Here is a 17,081-nt window from a genome sequence, read left to right on the forward strand (position 1 = left end):
GAATGCTTCCTCTTTATTTAATCGATTCTATTTTTGTATTTATCAATAGTATTTTTTATCTCATCTTCAATTTCTTTCAAAAACTCTTCTTTTAATAGATTCCCTTTAGCAATATCACTTAGTTTCATCTCCCAATTAGCTGTTGTTTCAGCTGATTTAAATTCTTCTCCTACAATGGCAACTAGGGATACCCCCTTATGGGTTGAAATTAGATTCTTCTTATCTCTTTCAATAAACCCTTTATAAATTAAATTCTCAATAATCCCTGCTCTTGTGGCTGGTGTTCCTATTCCTTTTCTTTCAACTTCCACTTCTTTATCAAGTGCCTTATTCCCAGCAATTTCCATTGCTTTTAATAGACTATCCTCTGTATAGGCTTTTGGTGGTTGGGTATATTTTTCATTGATTAATCTTTCATCTACCTCAAAAACATCGCCTTTTTTAATGACTGGCAAGGTTTTTTCGCTTTTTTTTTGCGATAAATCAAATTGCTTAAAACCTTCTTCAATAATTGTTTTTCCACTTGCTGTAAATTCCATACCATCATAGACATAAATAACCTTGGTCATACTTTCTACTAAAGACTTAGATGCTGCCATTACTAACTTAGTTTCAATTAATCGATAAACTTTATTTTCATCTTCAGAAAGCTTTTTAAAATCAAAGGTTAAGCTTGCTTCTGTAGGAATTATTGCATAGTGATCACTTACCTTTTTTGAGTCAAAGATCGATAAGAAGTTCTTTTCATCAATTTCTAAATCACTTTTTAGCATAAAGAGGTATTTATCAACTTTTTCCTTTATATCAAGGGTTAGGTATCTACTGTCTGTTCTTGGATAAGAGATTAATTTTCTCTCATAAAGTTTTTGGGCTAAATCTAATGTTTCTTTAGCAGAAAAGCCATAGATTTTATTAGCTTCTCTTTGAAGGGTGGTTAAGTCATATAATTTATCAGGCTTAGTTACTTTTTCCTTTTCAATGACATCGTCAATTTCTATCTGGTCATCAATTAAATTTCTTAACTGCTTGGCAATTTCTATATCATCAATTCTTTGGGTACTTAAGCTAAAATCTTTAAGCTTAATTTCTACTGTGTAGTATTTTTCATTTTTAAAGTGTTCAATCTCCTGATCCCTAGTAACAATCATATTGAGAGTCGGCGTTTGTACTCTTCCTACTGAATAGTTTTGCTTATATAAACAGGAGTAGAGCCTAGATAAATTCATCCCAACCAACCAATCTGCCATGGCACGAGCCTTGGCTGATTCATACAAGTTCTCATACTTTTCTCCATTTTCTAACTTGTAAAAGCCCTCTCTAATAGCCTTGTCTTCCATGGAAGATATCCATAATCTTTCAATTTTATTCTTACAATTTACATAGTCATAGACATATCTAAAAATTGCCTCTCCCTCTCGTCCTGCATCACAGGCATTGACAATAACTTCTACATCTTTTCTTGCCATTAGTTTTTTCAAAAGATTAAATTGTTTCTTTGTTCTAGGATTAATTTCATACATATACTCCTTGGGTAATATGGGCAAATCCTCTATCGTCCACTTAGCATATTTCTTATCATATTTATCAGGACTTGCTAGCCCTACTAAATGACCTACACACCAGGAAACATAAAAGCCATTACCTGAGTAATATCCATTGTTTCTTTTATTAGCTCCAATTACCTTGGCAATAGTCAAGGCGACAGTGGGTTTTTCTGCAATTACTAATCTCATTTTTTCCCTCCATAAATTAAAAAGAGCGAAGAATTTCTCCTTCGCTCAAGATTTCTCCCAAATCTTATATCATATTCGGGAGAGTTTTTTAGATTCTAGTATTTTAATTTTTCTTACAATAAATCTTCTGTATCAATCTCTTCTTCATCTTCTATTAATTCATCATCTTCATCTTCTTCATCATCTGCTTCGGCTTCATCAAAATAATCTTCTTCATAGTCTTCTTCAAAGCCTTCTAACTCACTGGCTTCTTTGCCCTTTATGACCTTAAAGTAATATCCTGCACCAATTACTCCACCAACTACTAGAAGAAGTAGGAAGTATGTTCCTGCTGAAGATTTCTTCTCTTCCTTAACAGGTTCTTCCTCTACTTTTTCAACAACTTCTTCCTTAACTGGAATGTCTTCTTTTTCTTCTTCTTTCTTGCTTTCTACCATATTTAAAAGATCATCTTTTGAAACCTCTGTAAGAAGCATAACATTTTCACTTTCTTCATCATGGTTGATAATTAGGTGGAAACTCTTTCCATTCTTCGTGGTAAAGGTCACAAATTGACGAGCGTCTGCTGAATAATCAAGTCCTTCAGAATCGCCACGATGAATTGGATATTCATTGTTAGCATTATCTACATTTTCCTCGACTGTTGCTCTTGCCTTAGACGGAGCACTTGCCACCCCTTTATTTGTATTTACAGCCTTACCATCTGATGTTTCTACTGGATTAACTGGAGCTTTTGCTGTTGACTTATTTGGATAGCGAACATCTTTTACTTCATTATTTTTAGACTCATTAGAACTATCATTTGTTCCACTAACTTCTGGTTTTTGATTAGAATCCTTTGAGCTGGTTGTATGTTCAGTGATTGGACTTGCCTTTACTTGAGAAGAAGCTTGTAAAGGAGATGAAGATAAACTAGCTTGATTATTAGAAGTGTTTTTTAACTCATTAATCTTTCCTTCCATCTCTTTAATTAGAGAAGTTAATTGACTGTTTTCTTTGTTTTTTAATTCTTCATTTGTCTTTAAATTTAACTTAGCTTTTAAGTCCTTAATCTCCTTGTCTAGATTACTGATGGTTTTGTTTTGTATCTGGTTGACTTCCTCCTTGCTTTTAAGTGACTTTTCTAACTCCTCTAATTTCTTTTCTAAATCCTTGGATTCTGATTTTAGTTTTTCATCTTCCTTATTTCCCAAATCTTCAAGTTTCTTATTTAAGTCTTCTAATCTATTATCTAAATCTTTTATCTTATTAACTAAGTCCTTATCTTTTTCCTTATCAAGCTGTTTATTTTTCTCATCAAGTTCTTTTTTAAGTTTGTCTAAATTATCTTTTAAGTCCTTAATTTCTTTTCCCTTTTCAAGGTCACTATCCTTAGTAGAAGCTAAATCCTTTTCTAGTCTTTCAATCTTTTTCTTGTACTCTTCACTAGTCTTTGTCATTTCTTCTAAGTCTTTCATTGTTAAATCCGTTTGACTTGAAGCATCTTTTTTATCTTCCTCGGTTTGAGTTTCTTGGTCTTTTTTAAGATAGGTAACTGTTCTTTCGATTAAATCTTTCCCATCGCCCTTTACCTCGTATAATAAAAAACCATCCATAAATTCCATATCATCTGAAATCATTGGTAGGTCTCCACCGTCTAAGATAGCTCCAATATCCGCTTGGATTACCTCTTCCTTATAGATACTTTTATCTTCAAATAGATATCTGATTTTTACATCTACTTTTGTTTGACTTGCCTGATCCTTACTTTCTTTTGGTTCTGTCTGAATTTCTTTGTCTTTTACATCAGGTTTTACCTGGATGCCTATCGGATATTTTTTAGGGTTTACAATGGTCATTTCTCCCTTGTAACTTGTCCCATCAAGATTAAATGCCATCTTAACCTCATCCACTTCATCGCCAATAAATGAGTATTCTCCATCTTTAAATCTTAATCCCTCAGCTAGTTTTTCAAAATTAATCTTTCCATTCAAGCCAAAGTGGTCTTGATAGAAAGGATTTTGCTTAGGCTTATATAAAGCATTTTGTTTACTAAATATACCCACCTTGCTCATCTCAGGATTTCCTAAGATTTTAATGGTATGAAGTCTGTTATTAACAAAGGCATATTGTTCAATTTCCCGAACGGATTTTGGAATAACAATTTCTGATAGTTTATTTCTTTCAAAGGCGTTATGCTCTATAACTTCCAACCCATCAGGTAGGATAACCTCTTTTAATTCATTCATAAAAAAAGATAGTCCGCCTATTACCTTAAGATTTTTTGATAAGACTACCTCATCTATCTTTCCTGTATAAAAAGTTGCATAACCTAATCTTTCCACACTATCTGGAATAATGACCTTGCTCCAATGTTTACCTCGACCAAACTCTCTTTCAAATCGCTTATTATCTGCTGAATTGGAAATCGAATAGTTTCCTCGAATAACTCTTGTTCCCTCTGGGAATTTTAATTCCTTGTTTTTCTTACTTTTTTCTATCCCCTTATCTGATAGAGCAATAATGGTGGTGTCATTACTATAAAGAAAGTCATCTTTATTCCATTCTTCTGTTTTTGCCCCAGCTACTATTGAACTTGCTATGGTAGTAAAGGCAATTACAAATGCTAATAAGCCGATTTTTAATTTTTTATTCATTGTTTTCATTATCTCTATTCTCCTTTTTTTCTTCTTTAATTTTTTTCATTAAATCTTCTAGTGTTATCTTGTTTTTTCTACAAATTGCAATAATTTCTTGATTCTCTAATTCCTCCTCTTCTAATAACAAAAGCCCTAACTCTTCTTGGAGTAGGGCTATCTTTTCGTTGGTTTTACTTATTTTATTTCTAACTGTTTTTAGTCTTCGACTCATAAATCTTCCTCCTATCTTGGTCGACCAAAAGCATAAAAGTGTTGTTTCCAGTAATTTGAATTAATACTTGTATATTGGATCGGATCTCCTGCGTGAATCATCATGCCATTTCCAGCATAAATTCCTACATGAGAAATCGGTGAGCCACTGTTATATGTCCCACTAAAGAAGATAATATCTCCAGGTTTAGCTTCTGATGGACTAATATGGGTACAATAATTGGAATAAATCATCTGGGCTGTTGTTCTAGGCATATTTTTAATCCCTGATTTTGTAAATGACCAACAGACAAAAGACGAACAGTCAAAGTTGTTCGGCCCATTTGCTCCAAAGACATATCTTTTTCCAATATGTTTTTCAGCCTCTGAGAATAACTGTCGAACACTTGCATCATCAAAGGCAAGTCCTGGATTGCCAAAGTTTGGATTGTTGATAATTTCAGACAAATCTCCTGAGCTTGAACCAAAAAAGTCTCCCATATTACCCCCACTAGCAAGTAGGGCTTCATAGTGAACAATATTATCTGGATAGTCTGCTAGTATTTCTCTTATTACGCTATCCATTGAACGAGTCTTTAGGTTTGCAATAAAAATTTTGTACTCATAAGGTTCTTGAACCCTTACTCGATACCTATTACCATTACTATCTATCCTCGTCTCATATTTTGTTCGATAGCGAATTTCTGTCTTTGTTTCATAGCTAAGGTCATACATCTTTTCAAACAATTCTTCTATGAGTCCCTTGACCTCATCTACTGACTCAAATCCACCATATCTAGAAGTAATGTAGGACAAGAGTTCATGGGTATTATGATAGATTTCTCCATCCTTATTAATGATGTATTCATCATAACCAGGGTGTGCTGATTCAATATTATCTAACTTATCCTGTAACTCTTGCTCCATAAAGGAAAAGTGTTGATTGACTTCTGTTAAAACATTAGGCTCTGAGAGATAAGAAGTAGCAAGGGTAGAACTTGCAGTGTTCATAAAGCCTGACATAGTTGAACCCCCAAAACTTATGATAAATGTTCCTAAGACAATAATCCCAACAAGACCTATTAAAATTGCCTTAGACTTTCTTACTACCATTTCTCTGGCATTTTTAAAAAGACCGAGCAAGTTTTCCTTTACTTGATCTCTGAATCTTGTTTTATGCTTTTTATTTATTTGTGCCTTCATCTGTCTTCTTTTTTGAAACTTCTTATAGGCACTTGCCTTTTTATACTTATCACTTTCTTTTGCCCTTTCAAGTTCTTCTCTAAAATCAAGCTTGGACTTTTTCTTTCTAATTTTCTTATCTTGACCTTTTAGGTTATAAGCCTTTTTTGCCTTTCTCTTATTGAGATATTTTTGCTGTTTATGAATAAGCTTTGAACTAGTATCCGCAAGCTTTTCACCACTTTCAACCCCAGCATTTTCTTCACTTCCACTTGATAGATAATCTCTTGCAACTTCCTGACTTTTAGCTACTCCTAGAAGTAAGGCACTATTGGTCTTTTCTTTTTTAAGCTTTTTATTAAAATCTTTAGCTTGTTTGTTTTTCTTTTTTCTATCCTCAACGACCTTCTTCCCCTTAGTTTGATCCTTCTTTGAATCTTTGCTTCTGGTATATTTTTCATCAGAATAGTTTTTTCTCTTATTATTTTTCTTTTGATAAAGCTTCTTTTTATGAGACTTATCTTTACCTAAGTCATCTAAGTCAAAGGTTGATTTAAGATAGTCGCTATCTCTAAAGTCATGGTCATATCGGTCGATAATTCCGTCATTATCAAGGTCTTTTCCTAATGGGTCATAGACATCATCTGTTGACTTCTTATAGCTTTCTTCTAGTTTTTTCTTAGAACTTTTTACTTCTTCCTTTCTTCTAAAATCCTGACCAATTTTTCTTTGTTTAGCTTTTTTGGTTTGTAAAACCTCTTGATGATTTTTTTCTTCTTCTTCCACATCATAGGTGGATTCAAAGTAATCACTATCCTTAAAGTTATTGTCATATCGATCAATTATCCCATCATTATCTGTATCTTTTTCTAGTGGATCATAGACTTCTTTTAACTCATTTAACTGAGATACTCTATATTTTTGCCCCTGTCTTCTAAAAGCCTTTTTCTTATCCTTTTTATTAGAAAAAGGCTCTCTATCATTTGAACTTAAGCCTTTTCTAACTTCTTTTATTTCTTCTTGTCTTATTTGTTTATCGGACTTTGTTTTCTTATTATCAAAACTTTTATTTTTTCCTAATTCTTGTTTAGAAAAAGAGCCTTCATTTTTATAATCGGATAGAGATCTCTTCTCCTCCCTAATTTGTTCAAGCTCCGAATGCTCTCGATGTCTTCTTTCCTTTTTATTTTCAACGACATCTGAAGTAACTTGTCTTTTACTTGTTCTAATTTTTCTTTTATCTTGAAACCTCTCATTATCCTTAATAATTTTCCCCAGATAATCATCTCCATGTTTAAGCTTTGATTCCTCATTTAGATTCTTTCCTTGTTCCCTACTTAATCTTAATTTTTCATCAAAACTCTTTTTCCTTTTCTTTTTCATCTACTTCACCTCTTCAGGCTTAGTGGTCATCTTTTCATAAAGAATCGTATCTTTAGGAAACTTATCAATAAAGGGAACAATGGTATTGCCAAAAAAGACTAGACCTTCTCCCGCATTAGAGTTGGTTACATATCTTAGTTGGGGAGAAGATATTTTAAGCTTAGAGGCTAGTATATCTCGATCCCCTGGTGCTTGATTAAGCATGAGAACAAAGTCTGTATTATCAAAAATATTTTCTATTTCCTTACTTCCCAATAAATCTTTAATGTTCTGAGTAATTCCTGTGGGTATCCCTCCCCATTTTCTAAATCGCTTCCAGATTTCAACAGAATACTGGGCTGTTTGTTCATCTTTTAAAAGCAAATGAAATTCATCAATGTAGTATCTAGTCGACTTACTTCCCCTATTTTGCGACACCTTATTCCAAACCTGGTCTTGTATAACAAGCATTCCTATTTTCTTTAATTGCGTTCCAAGTTCCTTAATATCGAAACAAAGTAACTGCTTATTTAAATCCACATTAGAGTGATTGTTAAAGACATTAAGTGAACCTGTCACATAGATTTCCATTTCTGTGGCAAGTTTTCTTCCAACCGTTTCTTCCTGGGTGCGAAGCATATCGTACAAGTCTTCTAAGATAGGCATATTTTCAGGCTTAGGATCTTCAAAATACTTCTCATAAATTTTAGGTAAACATCTATCTATTACCGATTTTTCAGCAGCCGTTAATCCAGATCCTCCAACAACAAGTTCTAACATGGACATAATAAAGTTTGCCTTATCCTTTAAGGGAGCATCTCCATCCCCATAGTTCATATTGATATCTAGAGGATTTAAATAGTCCTTAGACTTAGAACTGATTTTAATTACTTCTCCATTAAACTGTTTAACAAGACTTCCATATTCTCCCTCTGGATCACAGATAATGACATCATCATCTGTAACTAATATGGCATTTGCCATTTCACGCTTGGCTGAAAAAGACTTACCAGAACCAGGTGTTCCTAGTATCAAGCCATTTGGGTTTTTAAGAAGCTTTCTATCGGCCATTATCAAGTTATGACTTAGGGCATTTAAGCCGTAATAAAGGCTATTTGATGAATCAATAAATAACTCTTCGGTTGTAAAGGGCATAAAGACAGCCGTTGATGAACTGGTTAGTCCTCTATTAATTTCAATTTGATTGACTCCTATTGGCAGGATAGAAACTAAACCTTGTTCCTGTTGATGATCTAAGCTTTTTACCTTACAGTTGTGTCTGTTGGCAATAGAAGAAATTTGTGCCAAAGTGTTTTCTAACTTTTGAATAGTTCGAGCAAAGTTCATAAAGATAATGCTTACTATAAACATACGCTCATCACGACTTTGTAGGTCTTTTAGTAGGACTTTGACATCTTCTCCATAGGTGTTAATATCTGATGGAATGATATCCATGTCATAACCTGCACGAACTGCCTTTTTCTGTTCTTCAATTTTCATCTTATCAATATCGGTGTTTTTTCTCTTAACCATCTTAATGGCTTCTGATTGTTCAATGGAGCGAATGTGAAAGGAAATATTAATATTATCGTCAATATCTAAAAATTCTGCCAGCATTCGGTCGGATAATTCACTGGCAAGTATTTGAAAATGACTGGTTGCTCCAATGTATTTGCCAAACTTAAAGTATTTACTTGGTACAAAGTTAAATTCATCGGGAACAATAAAGGACTTACTGGTCTTTTTCTTAGTAATATCCTTATAGGAGAAATCAAATGACTTATCAGGATTTAAAATGTCATGGATAACCTTTAGTCTTTCTTTTCCATTTAGACTTTCTGCCCTTACTCCCATACTTTTTAGGTTGGATAAGATATCAATTTCTATCCTTTCAAGCATGGCAACTGCTTGTTCCAGCTTATCAGCTTCAACGGTAAAGGTAATATACTTGGATTTTTTAAGTCCATTATTTCCCTTAGCTAGTTGATTTTTAAGCATTTGTCTAAATTCTTTTCTTACTTCGTCATAATCATCTCCCTTGTCAGGAATTTTTATGGCATCTTCCATTTCTTCATTTCGGCCTAACTGGTTAATATATGAAAACTCAATCCCAATACTTGGGTCAAAGGAATTTAGGAAGTTAGCAAACTGATTAAAGATTAAATCTCGATCTTCTTCTAAAGCCAGTTGATAGTTAATGTCTTCAAAAGAAATGGTTTTATTAAAATGTGTTTCATCTATCTGACAAACCCCATTTTTTAACATTCTTAGATAAGGTATGGTATCTTCTACGGTGTATCTTTTCTTCTCTTTTCTAAATAAAAAGTCCAATACCCCTGTCTTACTTGGCATTGGACTTTGCTTTTGATTTTTTCTCTGACTTTTCAAATCCCTTTTTTGTTCTCTTAGGGCTTGTTTGTTTCTTTTTAGTGTTTTTTCTTGCAGTTTTATTTTTCTGTTCATTTCTTAGAACCTCCTTTCTGACTCTTTTACCAGGCTGATAAAACTTGTGAAGGTAGATATATTTAAAATACTGTTCAAACCTTAAACCATCTTTTTCAAAAATAGTCACAAAAAAGATAGGTAGAGTTGCAAGTATCATAGTGATTACTGCTATATCATTTGGTACAAATTTTCTAATGGATAAATAAACTGGAAAGCCTACAAGCCCAGCCAAGGTAAAGCCAATTAATTGTCTTTTGGTTAAGTTAAAAGCAACTTTTGTTTTAACCTTATTTAAGTCTTTAGGTATTGGTACATAAGCCATAATCTATCCCCCATCTTATTTAATCTCCGCTAGTTCTTCCATGTGAGTATAGACACTAGCAAATTCATCCACTAATTCATCTAAACGCTCTTCCATCTTTTTATTCTTCTCATGCTGATAAACCATCAGTGCTTCATTAGAAAATTTTTGCTCTCTTATTTCATCTTCCAGTTTTTCTATCTTATTTTTCTTTTTGATTTCATTCACTAGCCATCCAAGACCAGCTACTGTTGCAGTTACTAATAAAATTATTTTTTTCTTTTTATTCATATATTTTTCCTCCTAATGTGAATTCATAACACTTTTAGCAAGTGTTCCACTCTTTAACATCATCAAACCAAGTAATAGGGAGTAACCTAGTACCATAAAAATACTTTGATGAATATCTGTTATTTCTATTGTTTTAATTAATACGGCATAAATACCGAGGCATACCATTAAAAACAAACCTTGAAGTCCAATAGCAAACAAACCCTTTATATAGTTTGTCCCTATTTGTCCCCACTCTTTATTGCCCATAGTGGCAAAAGGTATAGCTGAAACCGATGAGTAAACATAGATCTCAAACATACGACCATAAACGACAAGCATGATGACGAGAGAAACAATCTGAATGGCTATTTTAACCAACGAAGTTTCTACAAGAATCATTAGTAGCTCTCCTACTTCCTTTTCATTTAACTGCTCAACCATTGCAACTATTTCATCTGGAGAAACAGTAGCAGAAGTATTAATTACTCCTGCTGCCTGACTCACTAGATGTTGGGCGACATCAAAGACTGCCATTGAAAATTGAAAGGCATGAGATACAAGCCACACAGCTATCCACATTTTTATAATGTATTTAAAGAACTCAAAAGTATCTGTGTCATGCATATTGTTCTTTTGCATCACCAGATTAATAAGTTCTATACATAAAACAGCTGTAATGATTAAACCCGCAATGGGAATGATAACCGAATCATTTATGCTTTTTATAAATGAAAACACCTCGCCGTTCCATCCCATTGGGGTCTGACCAATATCTGTAGCTATTTCTCCCACTCTTGAATTGATGTCGATAAACATATCTTCAAGGTTTGTTTGGATACCTCCGATTAAAAGTTCTTTAAAAAACTCTGTGATCTTATCGAAAATTCCAAACATATATCATTCTCCTTACTTCAATACATTTGCCAGTAACGGAATTAGCTTCAATCCGATTAAGACAATCCCTCCTCCTGCCATCAATTGCTTGATTCCTTGTGATTTTGCACCAGGGTTGTCATTCCCGTATCCTTCCATTAGGTTAATAACGCCCCAGGCTCCAAGTCCTGCTCCTACTGCCATAACTAATACCTTTAATACATCTACTGCTTGTGTAAAAAATTCCATTGATTATTCCTCCTCTTTTTTATCTTTCTTTTCTATTTTGTTATGTGCTTTCACGACAAAATTCTTATAGGTCTTTCCTTGATGTTCTCGTGTCTTAAAGTAGCCAAAGACACGAATCAAATCCCCTTTTTTAAAGATCTTTGCTGTTTTAACCTTTTCTCCATAGGCAGAACAGTTAATATATTCCTTGTCCTTTCCATATTTTTTAACTAGGCTAAAATTTGCGACCTCTACTTCTTCTCCTTCTCTTTCAAAGCTTGTAAACTCAGGTTCTTTCACAAGATTTGCGTTAATATTTATCATTTCTCTTTCCATAGTTCTTCTCCTTTTCTTGAAATAAAAAAAGCGACTGGATTTATTCTTTTCCAATCGCTTTATGTGATCTATTAATTTTTTACCTTGCCTATCTAGTAGGGCTTCTTATCCTATTCATCCTTACCTCCTGATTTTAGGAACAAAAAAAGACGATAGAATTTTATTTCTATCGTCATATTCGTGTGTGTATTAAATTATCTTTTTATAAACTGGGATTTAACTATTTATGGTACTCCTCTATTTTGTTTCTATACTTATTTAGAAGTTCCCTAGAATAGATTTTTTCATTCTTCGAATCTCTGACTTCTTTCCAAAGGATAGCTGCCACTTTTAACTTATCGAAATAATTTTCGCTAAATTTATCCAAGAAAAAGTCTTTTAGAAACTGATTCCATTGACAAACTGAATTATCGTACTTAGCATAGTCTGATTCCCCATAATATACTTTCAGCATATCTCCAATTGTAAAATTTAAATCATTTTCTGCTTTTACTTTTCTCCATGCCGTCGCCATATCGGCATTGAACTTAAATGGACTAACACCCGTTACAGCTGAAAAATAGTCTCTAAATTTTTGATTAAAGGTAAAGGCACATTCAAGTAATGGTGTACATAAAGTTACAACTTCTGTTTGACTTTTTTTCCCATTTCTCTGAGACTTCTCTATTCTATTTCCCATAAAATATTGTTCTATGATATGATTCAGTTCTTGCTTTGTACTTCTATATTCTAATCCAAGTGACTTGCAAATTTTTGAAAGCTCCTCTCGGTACCAATAATATCTAGTAAATTCTTCAAATGACTTTATATCTTTGAAATCAGGTCTACGCTCTTTCACATACTCCCCCCTGCAAATTCCAATTTATATTAATTATATAATTTAATTCTTTATTTTTAAACTAGATTCTAACCACTCTAGTATTTGCTTTCAGTTTAGGCTTATCCTTCCTACTCATGTAACTTTCAACATCAAAGGCATTTCTCTTATCATAATCTTCCAGGAGCTTATAATTCTTGTGCTTTGTAATGTCATACTTGTCAGATAGAAACGGTCTGACTCCTCTAAGTTGTAGTATACACTTGCTTCCATCCATTACCGTTATCTCATCTTGGCTCATTAAGTCTTTGCCTGTCTTTTGGTAATTGAGTCCAAAACTTTTTTGTGTTGACCGATTCTCTGAAGTGTTATAAAGGTCAATAGTTTCTTTACCTAAGCTCTCTGATAGTTCTTTAAGAGTTGTTTTTTCTTTACCACCTAAGAAAATCATCGAATCGCAGTTGCCAATAATGGTATCGGCGTGATCCTTATAAATTGCTTTTAGTTGAGATTGAGCTTGTAGGATAATACTTGCTGAAATCTCCCTTGAACGAATGGTGTCAATCAGCTTTTCAAATTTTGGAATCAAACCGATATTGGCAAACTCGTCTAATAAGAATCTGACATGAATAGGTAGTCGTCCGCCATAAACATCATCAGCCTTATCACATAGTAGGTTAAATAGCTGAGAATACATAATGGAAACGACAAAGTTAAAGGTATCATCTGTATCAGAAATTATTACAAAAAGTGCTGTCTTCTTATCTCCTATGGTGTCTAGGGCTAGATCATCTTCTTTCATCAATTCTCTTAATTCCTTAATATCAAAAGGAGCTAGTCTTGCTCCACATGAAATTAGAATGGACTTAGCTGTCTTTCCAGCTGCTAACTTATACTTTCTGTATTGTTTCACTGCAAAATGTGTAGGGTCTTTTCTTTCTAATGCTTCAAATAAGTGATCAATTGGATTTTTAAAGCTTTCATCATCTTCTCGAACTTCTGAAGCGTCAATCATATCTAGTAGGGTGGCAAAGTTCTTTTCTTCTCTTGGTGCTTCATAAAATATATACCCAATCAGGGCTGTGTAATAAAGCTTTTCCGCTTTGACCCAAAAATCTTCTCCTGCTTTTTCTCCTTCTCCCTTAGTATTTGCAATGATTGTTTGAACAAGTTTTAATATATCTTTTTCACTTCTTAAATAAGCAAAGGGATTATATTTCATAGACTTTTTAAAGTTTATCGTATTTAGTACTTTAATATCATAACCATTTTTTTCTAACATCTTGCCACACTCTATTACAATCGTCCCTTTGGGATCCGTTACAACATAGGAAGAGTGCATTTGCATAAGGTTAGGTTTTACATAAAATCTTGTCTTACCTGAACCTGAACCCCCTACAACCAGTACATTTTTGTTTCTAGCATATTTGGGATTCTTAGGTCTGGAGTTCATTGTTAGGCTTTCTGTTTGAGTAAGAATCACATTGTTTTCAAACTTAGGGTCAATGTATGGCTGAATATCTTTTTTATCTCCCCATCTGGCTGAACCATATTCTCTTCCCTCTCTAAACTTCTTAGCATTTTTACCTTTTGAATAGACAATAAATTTAATCAGCCCACCAAATGCGATACCTATGATTAAATCTTTCGGATGAAGACTTGGGAGATAGTTCATTTTTCCTATTTCAATGATTGCTTGAAAGATTCGATCAATCACATCTCCTCCTATATATCCTCTTACATGGTGGGAGAATATATTTCCTAAATAGAAAAACCCTAGATAAGGAAGTAAATGAATTACAAACTTTTTAGGGTCATCTATTTTTATTAAATTTTTTATATCTTCTAAAATCGCCTTAATCACAAGTTAAACCACCTCCTAATAGAATTAAAAAGTATTTCCTACCTTTGGGTGTTATCATAGTCTGTATGCCTAAGAGTGAATTATCCTCTCTGTACCATTCTTTAATTTCAAAATAGCCCTTGTTTCTATGAGCATAAGGTAAAAGTCTTCCTTTTTTATCTCGATAGATATATTTTTCTTTAATTAGAAAGTCAATGAATACCTTTTGAGGGAGGTGGAGTTCTTTGGCTGTATTTCTAAAGTTAGTTAAAAGATTTTTATCTACTAACTTATCATAATAATTGGCTTTTGGCTCAAGTTCCTTAATTCTTTGAGTCTTTTCTATAATCACATTGTTAGCTACCAATATAGCTTGAGCTAATAATTCCTCATTAGATAAATTCTCTTGTCCCTTTATATATCCACCATGTTTCCTAATACTTGGAAGAACTTCTCTTGTCACCCAGTTCTTAAACTTCTTAGCTTGTTGGAGTTTTGAGGATAAGATAAGAGAATAGAGTCCTGATTCATTAATAATTGGTGTTTTCTGCATTCTCCCGATGGAATCCTGAATTGGGATTTCATCTCTATCTTCTATATCAACATGATCTTGGACTGCTTTAGTTCCTCTAGCATAACCTAACATCTCTGCCACTTCTTTTCCAAAAAAGAAAAACTCACCGTCTTTTTCAATAACAGTGAGTTCTCCAAATTCCTGATTATTAAATTGTAAAATATTGCTCATAGGCTCTGCTCCTTCTGTTTATTCTTAACCTTATCCTTATCTATGGTATTTTTAATCTTCTCCTTAAATTTATTTATTTGCTTATTAATTGACTCTTTTCGATCATGCTTTTTCTCAGACTTTTCAACCGCCTTATTAAAGGCTAGTTCCATCATTTTTAAGTCCCTTGACTGGAAAAAGACTGTATGCTCTCCTGTCTTCTTATCCCTCATTACAGAGAACTTGACTCCATACTTATTTAATTCCTTTCTCAATTCCTTTAATTCTTGATCCTTGACTGGAATTTCTTCTAATTGCCCTTTCTTTGCCATGTCTTTTAGCTTTATCTCGTTGCCTTCTTTTTTTATATAATCTTCTAAACTTCCATGCTTTTTTATTTGTTTTCTAATTTTTTGAAGTTGCTTTAAAATTTCTCTAGCTAGTGATTTAGCTGTCCTTACTTGAACACTAATGGTTCTGTTACTTACTTCTTCGTTAATCATCTACCATCACCTCCATATAGAAGTGTTTCTTTTACACTTTCTAGTTTTTCTTGCTGTATGCTTCTTCTAATATCTTTTCCCACTACCATAACTGGGATACACATTTCTAAGATTCTTGAATAAATCCTTTGGTATTCAATGTCATTTTCTCCATGAGTGATTGTTTCTAAAGCTAGGTTAGTGGTTATGATAGTTGGCTTTTGTTTCAAATACCTGGAGTTAATAATGTTATAGACCTGTTCTTTGGCATAGGAGGTATCTCTTTCAATGCCCAAATCATCTAAAATTAGAAGGGGAACACTAACTAATTTTCCAATATATTCATTCTTATCTAACTGAAAGCCCCCACTTTGAATATCATTAATAATTTCAGCAAAGTTTTTGATTAAAACCCTTATTCTTTCTGCTTCAATTAGATAGTTTGCAATGGCACTGGCTAGATAAGATTTACCAGAACCTACACTTCCATAAAAGAGTAATCCGATGTTTTCTTTTTTCATCTGTTTAAATTCTTTAGCATAGTTTTTAGCAATGATATAGGGTTGAGTGAGATCTCCATTAAAATTCTCAAAAGTGTGTTTCCACTGACTAGGTGACGGAAAACAAGCTGTCTTAAGTCTTCTTATTTCTTCCTTCCTTTGCCTTTCTTCGTAAGCTTCTCTCTCAGCTCTTTTACATTTACACTCTCTAGGAAATATTTTTGAATGAAGAAACTTGATTGGATTTATATCTAATCTTTCATGACATTTTTTACAATAAACCATGCCGTCCTTTATATATTCTTCCTTTTCGTTAAAGGGATAGCTGGGTTCTTTTAATTCTAATTCTTTTTTCATAGATGAGCTCCTTTCTCATAGTCTGTTTTTCTTACTAGTGATTTTCCTTTTTTATTGCCTTGATCTTGATAGAACCAAGAAAGGATGGTTGCCTTATGGTCTTTATAGCTCCTACCAGTGCTTTTCATATAGGCTGATAATCTTTCAATATAGTTCTCTAGCTGATAAGGAATTTCTTCTTTTAATTTTTCAATTTGAGATTTAGTTAAATAAACATTTTGAAATCTGCCTAAAGCCTGGGTCTCCCCCCTCTTATTCTTATTACTAATATCAGTCTTAATATAATTAGTATTACTTCCTTGTAGTTTTTTCACTTCTTGAAGTGTACTTTCTTCATTTCTGAAATGTAAATCCTTCACTTCTGAAGTGTAGTTTTTACACTCGGCATTTACTGCTGTCATAAAATCTTTCACATAGATTAAATTAGGCTTGCCTAGTCCCTGTCTTTTTCGTTCGATCAAGCCAATTTTTTCTAACTCATCTAATACCTTAACTGAGGTCTTATTGGACTTGTTTAACACTTCCATCACCTGGTCAATAGTAAAGATGATATAGACTCTTTTTTCATCATCTAGCCAGTTGTTTTTTGCAGATAAACTGGTTCGTTCTAATAAACAGGAATAAAGTATTTTTGAGTCAGATGATAGATTCTTAAAGATGTCTCCACTAATTAAAATCTTAGGTAGCATATAAAAGCTATATCTATCCCCGTCTCGATTATAAAAGTAATCAAATTCCATCAAGCACCTCCTTTCTTGCATAAAAAAAGACGATAGAGTTTTTATTTTCTATCGTCT

Annotated in this window: 16 protein-coding genes; all 16 read right to left on the reverse strand. The window is 33.2% G+C overall.

What is annotated here, in order from left to right; translation table 11 throughout:
- Positions 1-17: 17 nt before the first annotated feature.
- Positions 18-1,733 carry a DNA topoisomerase 3 gene (locus tag ACQV2P_RS01020; protein ID WP_428894495.1) on the reverse strand — a complete coding sequence of 572 codons (1,716 nt, stop codon included), beginning with the start codon at positions 1,731-1,733 and terminating at the stop codon, positions 18-20.
- 113 nt (positions 1,734-1,846) lie between these two features.
- Complete coding sequence (locus ACQV2P_RS01025; RefSeq protein ID WP_428894496.1) at positions 1,847-4,378, reverse strand: leucine-rich repeat protein; 2,532 nt, start codon at positions 4,376-4,378, stop codon at positions 1,847-1,849.
- The gene (locus ACQV2P_RS01030; protein ID WP_428894497.1) at positions 4,362-4,583 is read right to left on the reverse strand and encodes a conjugal transfer protein; all 222 of its coding nucleotides are present in this window, start codon (positions 4,581-4,583) and stop codon (positions 4,362-4,364) included. The genes ACQV2P_RS01025 and ACQV2P_RS01030 overlap by 17 nt, the downstream gene beginning before the upstream one ends.
- A gap of 11 nt (positions 4,584-4,594) precedes the next feature.
- Positions 4,595-7,126 (reverse strand): CD1108 family mobile element protein, encoded by a 2,532-nt coding sequence (locus tag ACQV2P_RS01035; protein WP_428894498.1) that lies wholly within the window; start codon positions 7,124-7,126, stop codon positions 4,595-4,597.
- On the reverse strand, positions 7,127-9,493 hold the full coding sequence (locus tag ACQV2P_RS01040; RefSeq protein WP_428894543.1) for a VirB4-like conjugal transfer ATPase, CD1110 family: 2,367 nt from the start codon (positions 9,491-9,493) through the stop codon (positions 7,127-7,129). It lies immediately after the preceding gene.
- Positions 9,447-9,872: a PrgI family protein gene (locus tag ACQV2P_RS01045; RefSeq protein WP_428894499.1), complete on the reverse strand. Its 426-nt coding sequence runs from the start codon at positions 9,870-9,872 to the stop codon at positions 9,447-9,449. The genes ACQV2P_RS01040 and ACQV2P_RS01045 overlap by 47 nt, the downstream gene beginning before the upstream one ends.
- Positions 9,873-9,887: 15 nt before the next feature.
- Positions 9,888-10,142, reverse strand: coding sequence for a hypothetical protein (locus ACQV2P_RS01050; RefSeq protein ID WP_428894500.1), 255 nt, complete (start codon positions 10,140-10,142; stop codon positions 9,888-9,890).
- A 12-nt stretch (positions 10,143-10,154) separates the two neighbouring features.
- Positions 10,155-11,018, reverse strand: coding sequence for a VirB6/TrbL-like conjugal transfer protein, CD1112 family (locus ACQV2P_RS01055; protein WP_428894501.1), 864 nt, complete (start codon positions 11,016-11,018; stop codon positions 10,155-10,157).
- A 12-nt stretch (positions 11,019-11,030) separates the two neighbouring features.
- A complete protein-coding gene (locus ACQV2P_RS01060) occupies positions 11,031-11,246 on the reverse strand; it encodes a Maff2 family protein (RefSeq protein WP_428892935.1) in 216 nt (71 codons plus the stop codon).
- Positions 11,247-11,249: 3 nt separating this feature from the next.
- Positions 11,250-11,561 (reverse strand): single-stranded DNA-binding protein, encoded by a 312-nt coding sequence (locus ACQV2P_RS01065; RefSeq protein WP_428894502.1) that lies wholly within the window; start codon positions 11,559-11,561, stop codon positions 11,250-11,252.
- A gap of 220 nt (positions 11,562-11,781) precedes the next feature.
- Entirely contained in the window at positions 11,782-12,399 is a 618-nt protein-coding gene (locus ACQV2P_RS01070; RefSeq protein WP_428894503.1) for an SAP domain-containing protein, read from the reverse strand.
- Positions 12,400-12,460: 61 nt separating this feature from the next.
- On the reverse strand, positions 12,461-14,242 hold the full coding sequence (locus ACQV2P_RS01075; RefSeq protein ID WP_428894505.1) for a VirD4-like conjugal transfer protein, CD1115 family: 1,782 nt from the start codon (positions 14,240-14,242) through the stop codon (positions 12,461-12,463).
- Complete coding sequence (locus ACQV2P_RS01080; protein WP_428894506.1) at positions 14,235-14,966, reverse strand: phage antirepressor KilAC domain-containing protein; 732 nt, start codon at positions 14,964-14,966, stop codon at positions 14,235-14,237. Before ACQV2P_RS01080 ends, ACQV2P_RS01075 begins: the two co-directional genes overlap by 8 nt.
- Positions 14,963-15,448 (reverse strand): PcfB family protein, encoded by a 486-nt coding sequence (locus ACQV2P_RS01085; RefSeq protein ID WP_428894507.1) that lies wholly within the window; start codon positions 15,446-15,448, stop codon positions 14,963-14,965. The genes ACQV2P_RS01080 and ACQV2P_RS01085 overlap by 4 nt, the downstream gene beginning before the upstream one ends.
- On the reverse strand, positions 15,445-16,284 hold the full coding sequence (locus ACQV2P_RS01090) for an ATP-binding protein (RefSeq protein ID WP_428894508.1): 840 nt from the start codon (positions 16,282-16,284) through the stop codon (positions 15,445-15,447). The genes ACQV2P_RS01085 and ACQV2P_RS01090 overlap by 4 nt, the downstream gene beginning before the upstream one ends.
- Positions 16,281-17,024, reverse strand: a complete 744-nt coding sequence (locus ACQV2P_RS01095; protein ID WP_428894509.1) for a replication initiator protein A — start codon at positions 17,022-17,024, stop codon at positions 16,281-16,283. The genes ACQV2P_RS01090 and ACQV2P_RS01095 overlap by 4 nt, the downstream gene beginning before the upstream one ends.
- Between the last annotated feature and the right edge of the window lie 57 nt (positions 17,025-17,081).

The sequence above is a fragment of the Facklamia sp. P12932 genome (genome assembly GCF_050409545.1).
Lineage (GTDB): Bacteria > Bacillota > Bacilli > Lactobacillales > Aerococcaceae > Facklamia.